Annotated in this window: 14 protein-coding genes; 13 read left to right on the top strand and 1 reads right to left on the bottom strand. The window is 49.0% G+C overall.

Annotated elements, in window-relative coordinates:
- The first annotated feature begins 14 nt into the window (after window positions 1-14).
- The 6 genes from NFR62_RS08585 to NFR62_RS08560 all read left to right on the top strand — a co-directional run bounded on the left by NFR62_RS08585 (window position 15) and on the right by NFR62_RS08560 (window position 5,773).
- Window positions 15-989 (top strand): ROK family protein, encoded by a 975-nt coding sequence (locus NFR62_RS08585; RefSeq protein ID WP_251617463.1) that lies wholly within the window; start codon window positions 15-17, stop codon window positions 987-989.
- Window positions 986-1,627, top strand: a complete 642-nt coding sequence (locus NFR62_RS08580; protein ID WP_251617461.1) for a D-sedoheptulose-7-phosphate isomerase — start codon at window positions 986-988, stop codon at window positions 1,625-1,627. The genes NFR62_RS08585 and NFR62_RS08580 overlap by 4 nt, the downstream gene beginning before the upstream one ends.
- Window positions 1,628-1,748: 121 nt before the next feature.
- The gene (locus NFR62_RS08575; RefSeq protein WP_251617459.1) at window positions 1,749-1,937 is read left to right on the top strand and encodes a hypothetical protein; all 189 of its coding nucleotides are present in this window, start codon (window positions 1,749-1,751) and stop codon (window positions 1,935-1,937) included.
- A gap of 3 nt (window positions 1,938-1,940) precedes the next feature.
- Window positions 1,941-2,207 (top strand): DUF1294 domain-containing protein, encoded by a 267-nt coding sequence (locus NFR62_RS08570; protein WP_251617457.1) that lies wholly within the window; start codon window positions 1,941-1,943, stop codon window positions 2,205-2,207.
- Between the two features lie 111 nt (window positions 2,208-2,318).
- On the top strand, window positions 2,319-4,070 hold the full coding sequence (locus NFR62_RS08565; protein ID WP_251617455.1) for an ABC transporter ATP-binding protein: 1,752 nt from the start codon (window positions 2,319-2,321) through the stop codon (window positions 4,068-4,070).
- Window positions 4,071-4,114: 44 nt separating this feature from the next.
- Entirely contained in the window at window positions 4,115-5,773 is a 1,659-nt protein-coding gene (locus tag NFR62_RS08560; RefSeq protein ID WP_251617453.1) for a phospho-sugar mutase, read from the top strand.
- A gap of 45 nt (window positions 5,774-5,818) precedes the next feature.
- Here the strand turns inward: NFR62_RS08560 and NFR62_RS08555 are convergent, their stop codons facing one another.
- Window positions 5,819-6,046, bottom strand: a complete 228-nt coding sequence (locus NFR62_RS08555) for a helix-turn-helix domain-containing protein (RefSeq protein ID WP_251617451.1) — start codon at window positions 6,044-6,046, stop codon at window positions 5,819-5,821.
- Window positions 6,047-6,284: 238 nt separating this feature from the next.
- On the opposite strand from NFR62_RS08555, the gene NFR62_RS08550 reads away from it, so the two are divergent.
- The 7 genes from NFR62_RS08550 (at window position 6,285) to NFR62_RS08520 (ending at window position 17,663) form a co-directional block, all read left to right on the top strand.
- A complete protein-coding gene (locus NFR62_RS08550) occupies window positions 6,285-7,493 on the top strand; it encodes a glutamine synthetase family protein (protein ID WP_251617449.1) in 1,209 nt (402 codons plus the stop codon).
- A gap of 90 nt (window positions 7,494-7,583) precedes the next feature.
- The gene (locus tag NFR62_RS08545) at window positions 7,584-8,144 is read left to right on the top strand and encodes an ANTAR domain-containing response regulator (RefSeq protein WP_251617447.1); all 561 of its coding nucleotides are present in this window, start codon (window positions 7,584-7,586) and stop codon (window positions 8,142-8,144) included.
- Between the two features lie 11 nt (window positions 8,145-8,155).
- Complete coding sequence (gene purF / locus NFR62_RS08540; protein ID WP_251617446.1) at window positions 8,156-9,565, top strand: amidophosphoribosyltransferase; 1,410 nt, start codon at window positions 8,156-8,158, stop codon at window positions 9,563-9,565.
- Between the two features lie 98 nt (window positions 9,566-9,663).
- Window positions 9,664-10,725 carry a carbamoyl phosphate synthase small subunit gene (locus tag NFR62_RS08535; RefSeq protein ID WP_251617445.1) on the top strand — a complete coding sequence of 354 codons (1,062 nt, stop codon included), beginning with the start codon at window positions 9,664-9,666 and terminating at the stop codon, window positions 10,723-10,725.
- A gap of 67 nt (window positions 10,726-10,792) precedes the next feature.
- The gene (gene carB / locus NFR62_RS08530) at window positions 10,793-14,836 is read left to right on the top strand and encodes a carbamoyl-phosphate synthase large subunit (protein WP_251617444.1); all 4,044 of its coding nucleotides are present in this window, start codon (window positions 10,793-10,795) and stop codon (window positions 14,834-14,836) included.
- On the top strand, window positions 14,833-16,443 hold the full coding sequence (locus tag NFR62_RS08525) for a CTP synthase (protein ID WP_338049908.1): 1,611 nt from the start codon (window positions 14,833-14,835) through the stop codon (window positions 16,441-16,443). The genes carB and NFR62_RS08525 overlap by 4 nt, the downstream gene beginning before the upstream one ends.
- A gap of 59 nt (window positions 16,444-16,502) precedes the next feature.
- Window positions 16,503-17,663: an LL-diaminopimelate aminotransferase gene (locus NFR62_RS08520; protein ID WP_251617443.1), complete on the top strand. Its 1,161-nt coding sequence runs from the start codon at window positions 16,503-16,505 to the stop codon at window positions 17,661-17,663.
- Window position 17,664 lies beyond the last annotated feature (1 nt).

The following is a 17,664-nucleotide window of genomic DNA, read 5'->3' as shown; positions in this document are numbered from 1 at the left end:
CGAGGGGAGAAAGCGTGAAGCCTGAAAACAAATTTTTGCTCGGACTCGATATAGGCGGCACTAAATGCGCTGTAAGCGCGGGTGCGTCGGACGGTAATAAAATAGAACTTCTCGGGCGCGCGCAGACCGAAACAAAAACTTCGCCGCGCGTCACGCTCGAAGAACTTGCGCCGCAAATCGAAAATTTTTTGCGTTTATATAGGTGCGAGTGCGTGGGGATAAGTTGCGGCGGACCTCTCGATTCGGTAAGCGGGAAAATTCTTCAGCCGCCTAATCTTTGCGGTTGGCACGGATTTAATATTGTTGAATATTTACGCGAGCGTTACGGGTTGCGTTCGCGGCTGGAAAACGACGCCAACGCATGCGCGCTTGCCGAATGGCGTTTCGGCGCCGGCAAAGGCGCCCGCAATATGGTGTTTCTCACTTTCGGTACGGGGCTCGGCGCCGGGCTCATACTCGGCGGTAAGCTTTACGGCGGGACGAACGGCAATGCGGGCGAAGTCGGGCACATAAGGCTCGAAAGGTCGGGGCCGCGCGGCTACGGTAAGAACGGTTCGTTCGAAGGGTTTTGCAGCGGCGGCGGAATTGCCCGCCTTGCGGAAATTATGGGAAAGCGAGAAAGGGAACTTCCCGAATTTGTGCGCGCGGCGGGAGGGTTCGCAAGCGTAACCGCAAAAAGTTTATACGAGGCGGCGGAATGCGGCTGCCGTTTCGCTAAAAAAATTTTTCGCAAAAGCGGCGACATGTTGGGGCGAGGTTTAAGCGTTATAATCGATATGTTAAACCCCGAAGCGATTGTGCTCGGCGGAGTGTATATGCGCGCGCGAAAGTTTATGGAAAACGCAATGCTAAGAGCGGTAAAAAGAGAGGCGCTCGGTTGCGCCGTTGAAGTTTGCAGAATTTTACCTGCGGCACTCGGCGAAAACGTGGGCGATTATGCCGCGCTGTCGGTTGCGGAAGCTTTTATTTCGGGAGAACTTGAAGAATGAAAACCGAAACCGAAAAAATACTAAACGATACTTTTAAAAAATATTGTCTTTCCGAATCGTTGAAATCGGCGGTTGAAAATGCTTTTAAAACGCTTTGTGTATGTTTTAAAAGCGGCGGCAGATTTTATTTGTGCGGCAACGGAGGAAGCGCCGCCGATTGCGAGCATATAGTTGGCGAGCTTCTTAAAAGTTTTCGCATAAAGCGCGCTTTGCCGCAAGAATACGTTGACGCCCTGTTAAATTTAGGAGAGGACGGTGCTATTTTGGCGCGCGACCTCGAAGGCGGCTTGCCTGCGGTGTCGCTTTGCAGCCATACCGCGTTTTTAACCGCGTTTTCTAACGACAAAAATCCTGAGGCGGCGTTCGCTCAACAGTTGTCGGCGCTCGGAAAGCTCGGCGATGTTTTGCTTGCAATTTCCACTTCCGGAAATTCCCGTAACTGCGTGCTTGCCGCGCTTGCGGCAAAGGCTAAGGGAATGAGCGTGTTATTTCTCGGCGGCGGCAACGGCGGCAGACTTAAAAGCGTTGCCGACGTTGCTTTGATTGTCCCCGAAACCGAAACTTACGCGGTGCAGGAATTGCATTTACCGATTTATCATTGCTTGTGCGCAATGCTCGAAAGCGAATTTTTCGGTTGAGTTACTATTTTATTATATTGCCGCAAAAGCTCGATTTTTCTCGCGGTTTATGCGTTTGACATTTGTTTGTATAGCGTGTTATAATCTTTTTCGGAATATTTGAAAGGAAGTAGTTACCTTTATGACCGAAAGAGATTTGATGCGGTTGTTCGAAGAATACGACGGAGAAGTTTCGATGTCGGACTTTGCGCCCGAAGAGCTCGAAGAAATGCTCGGATACAAGCTCGAAGAGCTTGACGCGTTAAAGAAAAAGTATTTCGATTTTTACGACGACGTTAAGTCGCAGTCGCTCAGAAGGCAGGATTGGTAAGATATGTTTTGGTTTTTGCTTATTTTGGGCTTATGGAATTTGTGCGTTTTCGCGGTTTACGGAGCCGACAAAATAAAAGCCGTTACCGGCGGTTGGCGCATTAGCGAGGCGTGCCTTTTAACGCTCGCGCTGTTGTTCGGCGGCATAGGCGGTATGTTGGGAATGATTGCGTTCCGCCATAAAATCAGAAAACCGAAATTTATTGCGGTGTATTTTTTAGCTTTTTTGGATATAGTGGCAGCAATGCTCGTTTGTCTGCTTGCGTTTTAAATTGTTGTCTTGACAAACCGCTAAGTTATGGTGTATACTAAAAAACGGACGCAAGGCGGAAATTGAATTTTTCGCATAGTTCGTTCAATAAGCGAAGCGGGCATAAAATCTTTGAAAAACAAAAAGGGCTTTATTAAAAGATTCGTACCGTATTACGCGCCGTATAAAGGTACGCTTGCGCTTGATTTGTTGTGCGCTCTTTTGTATTCGGTTGCGGGGCTCGCTTTTCCCGTTCTCGTGCGCGAGTTGCTCGGAAGATTCGAAGCGGCGGGCGGTGTGCATGTTTCAACTGTGCTCGGCGTGGGCGGAATTATGCTCGGCGTAAAACTTATAGAAACGGCATGCAGATATTTTATGATTACAGTCGGGCACATTATGGGCACAAAGTTCGAGGCGGATTTGCGTAGAGAGCTCTACGGCAAACTAATGGTATTGCCCGCGTCGTTTTACGATAAAAACAAGGTCGGCGACCTTATGAGCAGGGTAAATAACGACCTGTTCGATATTACCGAATTTTCGCACCATTGCCCCGAAGAATTGTTTATCGCGTCGGTGCGCATTATAGGGATTTTCGTTTACCTCATGTTTATTAACGTGAGGCTCACTTTAATTATTTTTGCGGCTATGCCGTTGTTCGTTTTGCTTGCGTTCGTGCTTAACGGCAAACTCGAAGCGAATTTCCGCGCGCGACGCAAAAAGGTGGGAGAAATAAATTCCAACATAGAGGATTCTCTTTCGGGCATTTCTGTTGTGCGTTCGTTTGCGAACGAGAACGTCGAAATGCAAAAGTTCGAGCGCGACAACAAAGAGTTTGTTGATATAAAAAAGCGCTCGTATAAGCTCATGGGGCTGTTTTTCAGCGAAGTAACTCTTTCTACGGGATTACTGTATATTATAACCATAGTGGCGGGCACGTTGTTTATAGCTAACGGCATTGGCGGATTGAACTGGGTGGACCTTATGACTTACGTTTTGTTCGTACAAACGCTTTATTCGTCGATAGACACGATTATAACGTATATCGAACAGTTTCAGACGGGAAAATCGGGGTTTAATCGCTTTATCGAAATTATGGACGTTCCCGTAGAGCTTGCCGAGCCCGTTTCTCCCGCGTCAGACGTTGATTACGGCGGCGACGTGGAACTTACAAATGTGACGTTTTCTTATAGCGAAGAGGGAAAGGAAGTTTTGAGTAAGCTTGATTTGCGCATTAAAAGCGGCACAAGCGTGGCTCTTGTGGGGCCGAGCGGCGCGGGTAAAACAACAATAGCGAATCTGATTCCGCGCCTGTACGACGTTCAGGGCGGCGCCGTTACAATCGGCGGCACGCCAGTAACCGAAATATCGCTCGGAGAACTTAGGCGCAATGTTGGAATAGTTCAACAAAACGTTTATCTTTTTAACGGAACGGTGAAAGAAAATATTTTGTACGGAAAGCCGAACGCTACCGACGCCGAAATAATAGCTGCGGCAACGGCGGCGGGAGCGCACGAGTTTATAGAAAATCTTGAAAACGGCTACGACACGCCTTGCGGCGAACGCGGAGTAAGGCTTTCGGGAGGGCAAAAGCAACGCATAAGCATAGCGCGGCTGTTCCTTAAAAACCCGCCGATACTTATTCTCGACGAAGCGACGAGCGCTCTCGATAACGAAAGCGAGAGAGTTGTGCAAAAGTCGCTCGGCGAGTTGTGCAAAAACAGAACGAGCATAATAATAGCGCATAGGCTTACAACCGTTCGCAACGCCGACAAAATTCACGTTATAACCGAAAACGGAATAACCGAAAGCGGCACACATTCCGAGCTTATGGCTTTGAACGGACTTTATAAGTCGCTGTATACGTTGTATGAAGAAACGGCATAGCGAAAGCCGTTTGTTTATAAACATAAAAGGGAGGACAAACAAATATGAACGCAACCGAAAAATATAAGATGTGGTGTGAGAGGGTAACCGACGCGCAAATTAAAATGCAGCTCGAAAGTATGAAAAACGAGCCGAGCGCAATAGAAAACGCTTTTTATAAAGATTTGGAATTCGGAACCGGCGGATTGCGCGGCGAGTTGGGGGCGGGCACTAATTGCCTTAACGTTTTAACCATAGCGAAAGTTACGCAGGGAATTGCCGAGCGTATGCGCGCTTGCGGACAGCGCAAGGTAGCCGTGTCGTGCGACAGTCGTATAAATTCCGATTTGTTTAAAGAAAAAGTAGCTTGCGTTATGGCGGCGAACGGAATTAAAGCCATAGTTACGCGCGAACTAATGCCCACTCCGTTTCTTTCGTTTTTAACGCGCGAGACCGGCGCCGACATAGGCGTTATGATTACGGCGAGTCATAATCCCGCAAAATACAACGGCTATAAGGTTTACGGTTCAGACGGCTGCCAACTAACCGACGAGCCCGCTCGGGAAATGATTGAGTATATAAATAAAGTTGAACCTTTCGACGTTAAAACGGAATCTTTCGAAAAGTATCTGAAAAGAGGAGACATTGAATACGCGTCCGAAGAAATTACCGAAAAATATCTTGCTTGCGTTGCGGCGCAGTCTACGGGTTCGGCAAATGGTTTAAAAGTGGCGTATTCGCCTCTTAACGGCACAGGCTACAAACTTGTTCCCGAAATCTTACGGCGCGCGGGCGTTGAGCAAATCGACGTTGTTTCCGAACAGTCGATGCCGGACGGCAACTTTACTACATGCGGTTATCCCAATCCCGAAAAGGCGGAAGCGCTCAAACTCGGACTTGCGCTTGCCGAAAAAAAGGGAAGCGACATTTTGATTGCTACCGACCCCGACGCCGACAGAATAGGCACTGCGGTGCGTCATAAAGGAAATTACCGACTTATGACGGGCAACGAAATAGGCGTGCTTTTAACCGATTATATTCTTTGTTGCAAAAAGAAAAACGGAACTCTTCCGCCTAAGCCCGTAATTGTGTCTACAATCGTGTCTACCGGGCTTGCCGAAAAAGTGGCTAAGGAATACGGCGCCGAGTTTTACAGCGTGCTTACAGGCTTTAAATATATAGGCGGAATAATAGGAGAGCTCGAAAGCAAAGGGGAACAAAACCGTTTTGTGCTCGGATTCGAAGAAAGTTACGGGTATCTTTCGGGTAGCTATGTGCGCGATAAAGACGCGGTTGTTGCAAGTATGTTGGTTGCCGAAATGACGGCGCACTATCTTAAAGAGGGAAAAACGCTTGTAGACCGCATAGAGGAGTTGTACGCTAAATTCGGAACTTACGAACATAAGTTGAAGTCTTACGAATATCCGGGAGCCGAAGGAAACGCCAAGATGCGCGCGCTTCTGTCGGACTTGCGTAAAAATCTTCCCGCTAAACTCGGCGACAGCAAAATAGTGAAAACGGTGGATTATCTTACGCAAACAGAAGCGGATTTGCCGAAGTCGAACGTGTTGTCTTTCGAGGCTGAAAACGGCAGTAAGTTAATCGTGCGCCCGTCGGGCACGGAACCGCTTATAAAGCTGTATATTACTGCGGCTTCAACGCCCGAAGAAAACGAAAAGATTTTTAAAGCGGTGTTCGAGCAAGTGGAAAAAATGTTCGCATAAATTATGTGGTTGAATAAGTCCCGTCGGAGCGGCGGGGCTTTCCGTTTATCTGAATTCGTCGTCTACTCTTCCCAAAAGATAATCGACCGAACAGCCCATGTAGTCGGCTAAAACGTAAAGAGAATAGGCGTTCGGAATACGCTTGCCCGAAAGCCACGCCGAAAGCGTTTGGTTGGGGATTTCGGTTTGCTGTTCCACTTGCCGTATCGTTAAGTTATTATGAGTAATATATTCGTTGAATCTTTCCGTGAATTTGATTGTGGGAATTTTCATTTTCAATACTCCTTAAAATATTATGCTCTTTATATATATTTTCCTACAACTGTTTGCGGATTTTCAAATATCCTACAAACGTAGGAATACTTTTTTAATATTGCGATAAATTCGGGTTGATTGATTGACTTTTCGGGCGGTATATAGTAATATAAATATGTCTGAAAAAAATATAATGGCGTCTGTCGGCGGATATGGAAAATGACGGACGCACGTTTTATGTTTAGAGGAGAACCGTATGAAGTGTACTGCGAAAGAAGTATTGCAATACGTTGAAGAAAACGACGTCAAGTTCGTTAAGCTCACGTTTTGCGACTTATTCGGGCGGCATAAAAACGTTTCGCTGGTGTCGCAACAACTGCCGTTGATTTTCGAAAACGGATACCTGTTCAACTCGTCGGCCGTTCGGGGCTTTACGAATTGCGCGGGCGACCTGCTTCTTTTCCCCGACCCTAAAACGCTTTCGGTGCTCCCGTGGCGTCCGCAGATGGGAGAAGTAATCAGCTTGCTTGCGTATATAAAGCGTCCGGACGGCTCTTTTTATGAAGGCGACACTTTGCATCTTCTCGATGCGGCGAACCAAAAGTTGCATAAACTCGGGCTAACGTGCGAAATTGCCACCGATTGCGAGTTTTATATTTTTAAGCTCGATTCCGACGGCGTGCCCACAACCGTGCCGATAGACAGAGCGGGTTACCTCGATTGCGCGCCTTACGACGAGGGCGAAAACGTGCGCCGCGACATTATTCTTAATCTTGAAGACATGGGGATAATACCCACGGCGAGCCATCACGAAGAAGGACCCGGACAGAACGAAATAGACTTTATGCCTACCGAGCCTTCGAGCGCCGCGAAAAACTTTTTGTACTTTAAGTCGGCGGTGCGCAATGTATGCCGACTAAACGGAATGTACGCTACGTTCGAGCCGAAGCCGCTCGAAAACAGCGCGGGAAGCGGGCTTAGAATTACTTTGACTTTGCGCGGAATAGGCGATAAACCCGCCGCGCCCGCGATGCTCGATTCTTTTTCGGAAGGAGTTCTTTCTAAGGCGAACGACATAACATCCGTGCTGTATTCCACCGCCGAAAGTTATGTGTTGTTAGACGAGTTGAGAGCGCCCGCTCACGACAGCGAACGGCGCGGCAACGCTTCGGGCATAAGGGTTTTGAATTACGCGGACGGCAGGCGTGGCATAGAGGTGAACAGCGCCGACTGCATGTGCAATCCTTTTCTTGCGTTCGCGTTGTTGCTCGAAGCGGGGCTGTACGGTATAGAGAAAAAACTGAAACTCCGTTCGGTTGCCGAAGTTTCGGATTTGCCTCGAAATCTTTCCGCCGCGCTCGATTGCGCCGAAAAGTCGGAGTGGCTCGGTTCCGTTATACCTAAGGAAATACTTTCCGAATATGTGCGCGAACTCAGAGCCGAGCGGAAGGCTAAAAATCCGTAGAGATAAGCGTATGAAAAGTGTGCGTGCAAAAATCGCGCTCGCAGAGCGCCGCGCGGTTTTAATGGGTTGTTCCTACGGAGGAGACGCCGAATGAACGCGCTGATTGTGGCGACGAACAAACAAATATCTTCCGCTCTTGCGTCGGCGGCAAAGAGGGCGGGCGCCGAAAATATCGCCCTTGCTTTCGACGCCGTTTCGGCTAAAAGAATGGCAAGCGAAAGAGCTTTCGGGCTTACCATAGTTTACGCCGACAATTTTTCGGGAAGCGGAGAACTTGCGCGCGGGTTCGCGTCGCGCGGGGGCGGAGTTATTCTTATCGAAGCGGGTCTGTATAGCGACGACATAGCCAGAAGACTTGAAGACGACGGAATAATAGTGCTCGGAAAACCTTTGAGCCACGTCGCGTTATTTCAAGCGATTAAAATGGTGCACGCCACCAACAGACGGATAGCGAGACTTGTGGAAGAAAAGCGGGACCTTTTAAAAAAGCTCGACGACATGAGACTGATAAACAGAGCTAAACTGGTTTTAATGCAAAACATGGGTTTTACCGAAGAACAGGCACACAAGCACATAGAAAAACGCGCTATGGACATGCGCAGAACGCGTGCCGAAGTGGCTATGGACATACTCAAAACCTACGAGGTTTAACAATAACGATTATGAGAAAGATTAACGAAGAATGCGGAATATTCGGAATAATAAGTCCCGAGCCGATACAGGCTGCGGGCTTGACTGCGTCCGCTCTGCTCGCTTTGCAACACAGAGGACAAGAGGGCGCCGGCATTGCCACGTTTTACACCGACGACACGCTTATTTGCCATAAAAACGTTGGGCTTGTGAACGACATATTCGGAGATTTTTTGCGGCACGTTCCGTCTACTAACGTTGCCGTAGGGCATGTTCGCTATTCCACTACGGGAAACAACACGGTGGAGAATACCCAACCGATAGAAACCGTTCATTCGCAACTTACATGCGCGCTCGCGCATAACGGAAATATAACCAACGCGGCAAAGCTCAGAAGCGAAATGGTGAATCAAGGCGGAAAGGTGTTTCACACCACAAACGATTCCGAAATTATAAACATGCTTTTAATAGAGCAAATGATTTGTTGCCGCAATATAGAAAAAGCTGTGCTTAACGTTATGAACATTCTTGAAGGGGCTTTTTCGCTCGTTATAGCAACGCCTGAAAAATTGATTGCGGCGCGAGACAAATGCGGTTTCCGTCCTCTTTGCATGGGTAAGCTCGGTTCCGCAACGGTGTTCGCAAGCGAGAGTTGCGCCCTCGACTGCATAGGCGCGGAATTTGTGCGCGATGTGCAGCCCGGCGAACTGATAAGCATAGACAGGTTCGGCAAAGAAAAAAACATGCGGCAAAAAGATTTGTCGTGCAGAGGTTTGTGCGTGTTCGAAATGATATACATAGCCCGTTCGGATTCGTTTATAGACGGCATGAGCGTGTATGAGTCGAGACTTACTATGGGACGAGCCCTGTACCGCCAAAAGCCTATTGAGGCGGATATAGTGTGCGGCGTGCCCGACAGTGGGCTTGACGCGGCGCTCGGTTATAGTTTGGAATCGGGAATACCTTATGCGCCCGCGTTTGTGAAAAACAGATATATGGGGCGCAGTTTTATTGAGCCGTCGCAAAAAATGAGGGAGCGGACGGTGAACGTTAAGTTAAATCCTTTGAGAGCACAAATAGAGGGCAAAAGAATAGTTCTCGTAGACGATTCCATTGTGCGCGGCACCACGAGCGCCCGTATGCTCGCCCCGCTCAGGCAAATGGGCGCTAAGGAAATTCATTTGCGAATTTCGAGCCCGCCGTTTAAACACCCTTGTTATTTCGGCACAGATATAGACAGCGTCGAAAATTTAATTGCGAATCATCTTTCGGTGGAAGAAATTTGCAAAAAAATAGGCGCCGACAGTTTGGAGTATTTGGATTTAAACAATCTTGTGGCAATAGGAAAAGAAAAAGGCGTTAAATTTTGCAGCGGCTGTTTTACGGGGGAATATCCCATTCCCGTAGTGGGAAGCGGCAAGCACACGTTCGACGACGTATAAAAGAGCAAGCGGCTAAAACGCGGCTATTTTGCGTAGTTTACGTTTAAAAAATGTTTGAGAGTTCAACGAGTTAAGAGGCTGTATTTAAGGAGAAGAGCATGAAGAGATATTTGATTCTGTCGGACGGCAGTGTGTTCGAGGGCGAAGCGATAGGCGCCGACGGCGAAACAGTTGGCGAGGTGGTTTTTACCACCGCTATGGTAGGTTATATGGAGACGCTCACCGACCCGAGTTATTACGGGCAAATAGTTGCGCACACATTTCCGCTTATAGGCAATTACGGCGCCATAGAAGCCGATTCCGAAAGCGACGCGCCCGCGCTGAAAGGTTACGTTGTGCGCGAGGAATGTTTTGAGGGAAGCAACTTCCGTAAAGAAAGCGAACTCGACGTTTTTTTGAAGAAACACGGCATTGTGGGAATATGCGGAGTCGATACTCGCGCGCTCACAAAAAAAATAAGGTCGAAAGGCGTTATGAACGGAACGATTACTTCCAAAAAGACGCTTACGCCCGAAAAGCTCAAAGAACTGAAAGCGTACAGAGTGAAAGATGCGGTTAGTAGCACAACTTGCAAAGAAGAGCGAACGCTCGGAAGCGGAAGCAAAAGAGTGGTGCTTTGGGATTTCGGAGCGAAGGGCAATATAGAGCGCGAGTTGTTAAAACGCGATTGCACGGTAATTCGCGTTCCCGCGCACACATCGGCGGAGCGTATTGCCGAGCTTAAACCCAACGGAATTATGCTTACAAACGGCGGCGGCGACCCTGCCGACAACACCGATATAATCGCCGAACTCAAAAAAGTGAACGAATACCGTATTCCCACATTCGGAATATGCTTAGGGCACCAACTGTTGGCGCTGAGCAGAGGCGCAAGCACTTCGAAGTTGAAATTCGGGCATCGCGGCGCAAACCAGCCTGTGCGCGATTCAGTTACGGGACGCACATACATAACCAGCCAAAATCACGGCTATGCGGTTGTGCGCGATACGCTTCCCGCCGACGCTGAATTGCGCTACTCGAACGCGAACGACAAAACTGCGGAGGGAATAGATTATTCCGCTATTCCCGCGTTTTCCGTGCAGTTCCACCCCGAAGCGTGCGGCGGTCCGCTCGACACAAACTTTCTTTTCGACCGCTTTATGGAACTGATGAGCGAATGAACGCGGCGTAAGCGCTTTGCGGGCAAAACCGCAACCGAAAACAATAACGAGGAGACGTGAGAGAAACATGCCTAAGAATAAGGATATAAAAAAGGTTTTGGTAATCGGTTCAGGTCCGATTACAATCGGGCAAGCGGCCGAATTCGACTATGCGGGCACGCAGGCGTGCAGAACGCTTAAAGCCGAAAAAATTGAAGTTGTGCTCGTGAACAGCAATCCAGCCACTATCATGACGGACAAAGCTATGGCAGATTCTATATATATCGAGCCGCTTAATCTTACTACGCTTGAGCGCATTATAGAGCTTGAAAAGCCTGACAGCCTTTTGCCGTCGCTCGGCGGACAAACGGGACTTACGCTCTCTATGCAACTTGCAAAATCGGGATTTTTGGAAAGCAAGGGCGTTAAACTTCTCGGCATGAAGGTTGACACAATAGACCGCGCCGAAGACCGTCAAATGTTTAAAGACACTATGCTTTCTATCGGGCAGCCCGTCGTTCCGTCGCTCGTTGTTACCGACGTGGAATCGGCTGTAAAGTTCGCGAGCGAAATAGGGTATCCGATTATCATTCGTCCCGCGTTCACGTTGGGCGGCGCGGGCGGAGGCATTGCCGAAAACGAGAACGAGTTGCGCGAAATTACCAAAGGCGGCTTGGAACTCAGCCCCATAGGTCAGGTTTTGGTTGAAAAGAGCATTTACGGTTGGAAAGAAATCGAATTCGAGGTTATGCGCGACGACGCGGGCAACGCGATTGCCGTTTGCAGTATGGAAAACCTCGACCCTGTGGGCATACATACGGGCGACAGCATAGTTGTGGCGCCTACCGTTACTCTTGCCGACAAAGAATTTCAGATGCTTAGAAGCGCGGCGCTCAATATAATTTCCGCGCTCGACGTGGTGGGCGGTTGCAACTGTCAGTTCGCGCTCAACCCCAACAGTTTCGAATACGCCGTTATAGAAGTTAATCCGAGAGTTAGCAGAAGCTCCGCTCTCGCAAGTAAGGCGACGGGCTACCCCATAGCGAAAGTGGCTACGCTTTTGGCGCTTGGCTACACGCTTGACGAAATTCCGAACGCCGTAACGAAAAAGACGTGCGCGTGTTTCGAACCTACTCTCGACTATGTGGTGGTTAAACTTCCAAAATGGCCTTTCGACAAGTTCGTTTACGCAAAGCGCACTTTGGGCACTCAAATGAAAGCTACGGGCGAAGTTATGGCAATAGCGCCGTATTTCGAAGCGGCGCTTCTAAAAGCGGTGCGCGGCGCCGAAAATCTTCTCACCTTAAAGTCCGACCGTTTTGACGAGTGGACTGACGAGCAAGTGTTTAACGGGCTTATGCCCGCGTCGGATTACCGACTGTTTTTGCTGTTCGAAGCGCTATGGCGCGGTTACACGGTAGACGCGATTGCCGAAAAAACCAAAATAGACAAATGGTTCTTAAATAAAATAGGCAATCTTGTGCGCTTCGAAAAGAGCATTGCGGGTAAGGTTTTAGACTCCGACACTTATATTAAAGCGAAAAGATTAGGGTATCCCGATAAGGCGATTGAGGCGATAACGGGCAAAAAGCAGACTAAGCACGCTCGCGCCGTATATAAAATGGTTGACACTTGCGGCGCCGAATTTAAAGCCGAAACTCCGTATTTTTATTCCACCTACGATTCGGAGAACGAGGCGACGGCTTTTATGGCGGAGCGCAAGTCGAACAAGCGTCGCGTTATAGTGTTCGGTTCGGGTCCCATACGCATAGGGCAGGGAATAGAATTCGATTACGCTTCCGTTCATTGCGTTTGGGCTTTAAAAGAAGCGGGCTACGAAGTTGCCATTGTGAACAACAACCCCGAAACGGTTTCCACCGACTTCGACACCGCCGACAGATTGTATTTCGAGCCGCTCACACCCGAAGACGTTGACAACGTTATAGCAACCGAAAAGCCTTACGGCGTTGTGGTGGCGTTCGGCGGGCAAACGGCCATAAAACTTACAAAGCATTTAAGCGCTCACGGCGTGCGCATTTTGGGTACGTCCGCCGACAGTATAGACCGAGCCGAAGACCGCGAACGGTTCGACGCGCTTTTGGAAGAGTTGCAAATAGCGCGTCCTAAGGGCGTTACGGTTAAAACTACCGAAGAGGCGCTCGCGGCGGGCGCGTCGCTCGGCTATCCCGTGCTTATGCGCCCCAGCTATGTGCTCGGCGGGCAGAACATGATAATAGCGTTCTCCGAATCCGACATTAAAGAATACATGAAAATAATACTTGCCGAAAACGAAGACAACAACATTTTAATCGACAAGTATATTATGGGCACCGAAATAGAGGTGGACGCCATTTGCGACGGCGACGACATTTTGATTCCCGGCATTATGGAGCACATAGAGCGCGCCGGTATTCACAGCGGCGATAGCATTGCGGTTTATCCCGCGCATAACGTTACCGACGCAATGCGCGAACTGTTGGTGGAATACACTCACAAGCTTGCCAAAGCTCTCAACACCAAAGGGCTTGTGAATATTCAATATATAATATCCGACAACCGTATTTACGTTATAGAGGTTAATCCGCGTTCGTCGAGAACAATTCCGTATATTTCCAAAGTTACGGGCGTTCCCATGATTCAGCTTGCAACGCTTTGTATGCTCGGCAAAAAACTGAATAAGCTCGGTTACGGCACGGGGCTGTATAAAACGTCGCCTTATGTGGCGGTTAAAGTTCCCATTTTCAGTTTTGAAAAACTTGCCGACCTCGACACTCACTTGGGACCCGAAATGAAGTCTACGGGCGAAGTGCTCGGAATAGGCAAAACGCTCGACGAAGCGCTTTACAAGGGGTTGCTTGCGGCGGGCTACAAAATGCAGAAATCGGGCGGAATTCTTATTTCGGTACGCGATACCGACAAACCCGAAATCGCCGACGTGGCAAAGGCATACAGCGAGCTCGGTTACGAAATTTACGCAACCGAAGGCACCGCGCAGGTTATAAGAAAAAGCGGCTTCCCCGTAACCGAAGTTAAGAAAATAAGCGAGTGCGCCGAGAACAATACAATGACTCTTCTCTCGGGCGGCAAAATAGACTTGTTTATTTCCACTTCCACAAAAGGAAGAATCCCCACCGAAGACGACGTGCGTTTAAGAAGAAGAGCGGTTTCGCTCGCCGTGCCGTGTCTTACGAGTATAGACACAGCAAAGGCGCTTGCGTTCTCGCTTAAATCGCGCTATTCGGCGTATAACACCGAGCTTGTGAATATAAACGATATGCGCACCGAGCGTCAGAAACTCAATTTTATCAAAATGCAGGGGTGCGGAAACGATTATATATACATCGATTGTTTAACCCGCAATATAACCAATATGGAATCGGTTGCGGTAAACCTCAGCGACCGCCACTTCGGAGTCGGCGGCGACGGAGCCGTGTTCATTTGCCCGTCGGCTATTGCCGACGCGAAAATGCGCATGTTCAATTCCGACGGCACCGAAGGCATGATGTGCGGCAACGCCATTCGTTGCGTGGCGAAATATCTTTACGATTACGGTAAAATAGGCGATAAGCGCGAAATTACAATCGAAACAAAGAGCGGCGTTAAAAAACTATGGCTGTTCGTTCGCGGCGGGCACGTTAATTCCGCTAAGGTAGACATGGGAGCGCCCGCGCTTGCTCCGTCTAAAATTCCCGTAAAACTCGACGGCGATAAAATTGTTGCGCGCAAAGTGAAAGTCGGCGGCGCGGAATACGAAATAACTTGCGTTTCTATGGGCAATCCGCACTGCGTGCTGTTTGTTGAAAACGCGGGGCAGGTGGACGTTGCGGCAATAGGAAAAGCAATAGAATGCGACCCGTTGTTTCCCAAGCGCGTGAATGTGGAATTTGTGCAGATTATAGACCGAACCCATCTTAAAATGAGAGTGTGGGAACGCGGTTCGGGCGAGACATACGCGTGCGGCACGGGCGCTTGCGCGGCGGTGGTCGCGGCGGTGCTCGGCGGGCATTGCGATTTGGATGCCGAAGTGTCGGTGCGTTTGCTCGGCGGCGAACTTTCAATTCGTTATACCGACGAAACCGTGTTTATGACGGGCGAGGCTTGCGAGATTTTCAAAGGAGTGGTGCGTTTATGATAAAGAAATATATTTTCGTTACGGGCGGCGTAGTGTCGGGGCTCGGCAAAGGCATAACTGCGGCAAGCATAGGAATGATGCTTAAAGCCAAAGGTTTAAAGGTTATAGCTCAAAAGCTTGACCCGTATATAAACATGGACCCTGGAACAATGAGCCCGTATCAACACGGCGAAGTTTACGTTACCGAAGACGGCGCCGAAACTGACCTCGACTTAGGGCATTACGAGCGCTTTATAGACGAAAACTTGAATAAGTACAGCAACCTTACAACAGGCAAGGTCTACTGGAACGTGCTCGACAACGAGCGCAAAGGCGTTTATAACGGCGAGACGGTGCAGGTTATTCCGCACATAACGAACGAAATCAAAAAGTTCATTTATTCGGTTGGCAAAAAAATAAACGCCGACGTCGTTATAACCGAAATAGGCGGCACAACGGGCGACATAGAAAGTCTGCCGTTTTTGGAAGCGATTAGGCAGGTTTCCAACGAAGTGGGGCGCGAAAACTGTTTGTTTATTCACGTCACGCTTGCTCCCGTTATAAGTTCGAGCGGCGAGATGAAAACCAAACCTACTCAGCACAGCGTGAAAGAACTGCAAAGTTTGGGAATATCGCCCAATCTTGTGGTTTTGCGTTGCAACCGCCCGATAGACGAATCGGCGCGTAAAAAAATATCGATGTTTTGCAACGTGCCGCCCGATTGCGTTATAGAAAATCGCGACGTGTCGATTTTATACGAGGCTCCCATAATGCTCGAAGAGAGCAAATTTTCGGAAATCGTTTCGCGCGAGCTCGGGCTCGACGACAATCCGCCCGACCTTACCGTGTGGAAAGAAATGCTCAGAAAAGCCCATTCTCGCAATAAAACGGTAACCATAGGGCTTGTTGGCAAATACGTTAAAATGTTCGACGCTTATCTTTCGATAGTTGAGGCGCTCACTCATGCTGGCATAGAAAACGGCGCGAAAATAGATTTGCGTTGGCTCGACGCCGAAAAGATAACGCCCGCCACAGCCCGCGAAATTCTCGGAGAATGCGACGGCGTAATAGTGCCGGGCGGGTTCGGCGACAGGGGAATAGAAGGCATGGTTTATTCCGCGCAGTATTGCCGTGAAAACGACGTGCCGTATTTCGGAATATGTCTCGGAATGCAGATAGCCGTAATAGACTTCGCCCGTCACGTCGCGGGATTTGCCGACGCCAACAGCCGCGAGTTCGACATGGAGTCGCAAAACAAAGTTATAGACATTATGGAAGGGCAAATAGGCTACGAAAACACGGGCGGCAGTATGCGTCTCGGCGCTTACGAATGCGTTATTAAAAACGGTTCCGTTTTAAGCCGCGCATATAAACAGCCGAGTATTATGGAAAGACACCGCCACAGATACGAGTTTAACAATGCCTACCGCGAAAAATTCGAAAATATGGGACTTGACATAGTGGGAACGGGCCCCGACGGCACTCTTGTGGAAGCTGTGGAAATTCCCGGAAAGAAATTCCATTTGGGAGTGCAATACCATCCCGAGTTTAAGTCGCGCCCGCACCGCCCGCACCCGTTGTTTGTGGAGTTTATAGCGGCTTCGCTCAAAAATAAGGAAAGCAAATAACTTTTTGCGGCACGCGCCGCGAGAATGCGCATAAATAAAAAATGCGGAGGAAATGAGTTTTGAAACTTAACAAGCATTTTGCCGATTTAAAAGACAGTTATCTTTTTGCCGAAATAGAAAACCGCGTTGCGGCGTATAAAAAGGAGCACCCCGCTCAAAATATTATAAAGCTCGGAATAGGCGACGTAACGCTTCCGCTTTGCTCTGCGGTTGTGGAAGCGGGGAAGCGAGCCGTAGAGGAAATGGGCGTTAAAGAAACTTTCAGAGGCTACGGACCGTATCGCGGCTATTCGTTTCTTACGGAAGCTATTGCGGGCGCTTACCGCGAGCGCGGCATAAGCGTTGACGAAACGGAAGTGTTCGTGTCCGACGGGGCAAAGTCGGACGTTGGAAACATTCTCGATTTATTCTCGGAAGATTGCACCGTTCTTGTGCCAGACCCCGTTTATCCCGTGTATGTTGACACAAACGTTATGCAGGGCAGAAAAATAGTTTATGCCGACGCGCACGAGGGTAACGGTTTTTTACCTCTTCCCGACGGAAAAACCAAAGCGGACATAATTTATATATGTTCGCCGAATAATCCTACGGGCGCTGTGTACACGCGCGAGCAACTCGCCGTATGGGTGGACTACGCGCTTTCGTGCAACGCCGTTATTCTGTTCGACGCGGCATACGAGGCTTTTGTGGGAGACGAAAATTTGCCCCGCTCTATTTTCGAAGTTAAAGGCGCGGAAAAATGCGCGGTCGAGTTTTGCTCGTTCAGTAAAACGGCGGGCTTCACGGGCACCCGTTGCGGCTACACTATTGTGCCGCACGCTCTCGGAGAATTGAACAAAATGTGGTTGCGCCGTCAGTCCACAAAGTTTAACGGCGTGTCTTACGTTGTTCAACGCATGGCTGAGGCTGTTTTCGGCAAAGAGGGCAAAGCTCAAATACGCAAGAATATAGAATCGTACAAAAAAAATGCCGCTCTAATATCCGACACGCTCAAAAGCATGAACGTGTATCATACAGGCGGAGTTAATTCGCCGTATATCTGGTTTAAGTGCGGCGCCGACAGTTGGGCGTTTTTCGACCGATTGCTTCATAACGCCAACGTTGTCGGCACTCCGGGCGCGGGGTTTGGGCGCAACGGCGAAGGATTTTTCCGCTTAACCGCGTTTAACGACGAAAAGAATACTGCGGAGGCAATGAAAAGATTTAAGGATATATTTTAAC

Source organism: Pumilibacter muris (genome assembly GCF_943193045.1).
GTDB lineage: Bacteria > Bacillota > Clostridia > Christensenellales > Pumilibacteraceae > Pumilibacter > Pumilibacter muris.
Note: the sequence above shows the minus strand (reverse complement) of the source record. Positions and strands in the feature narration are given on the sequence as shown.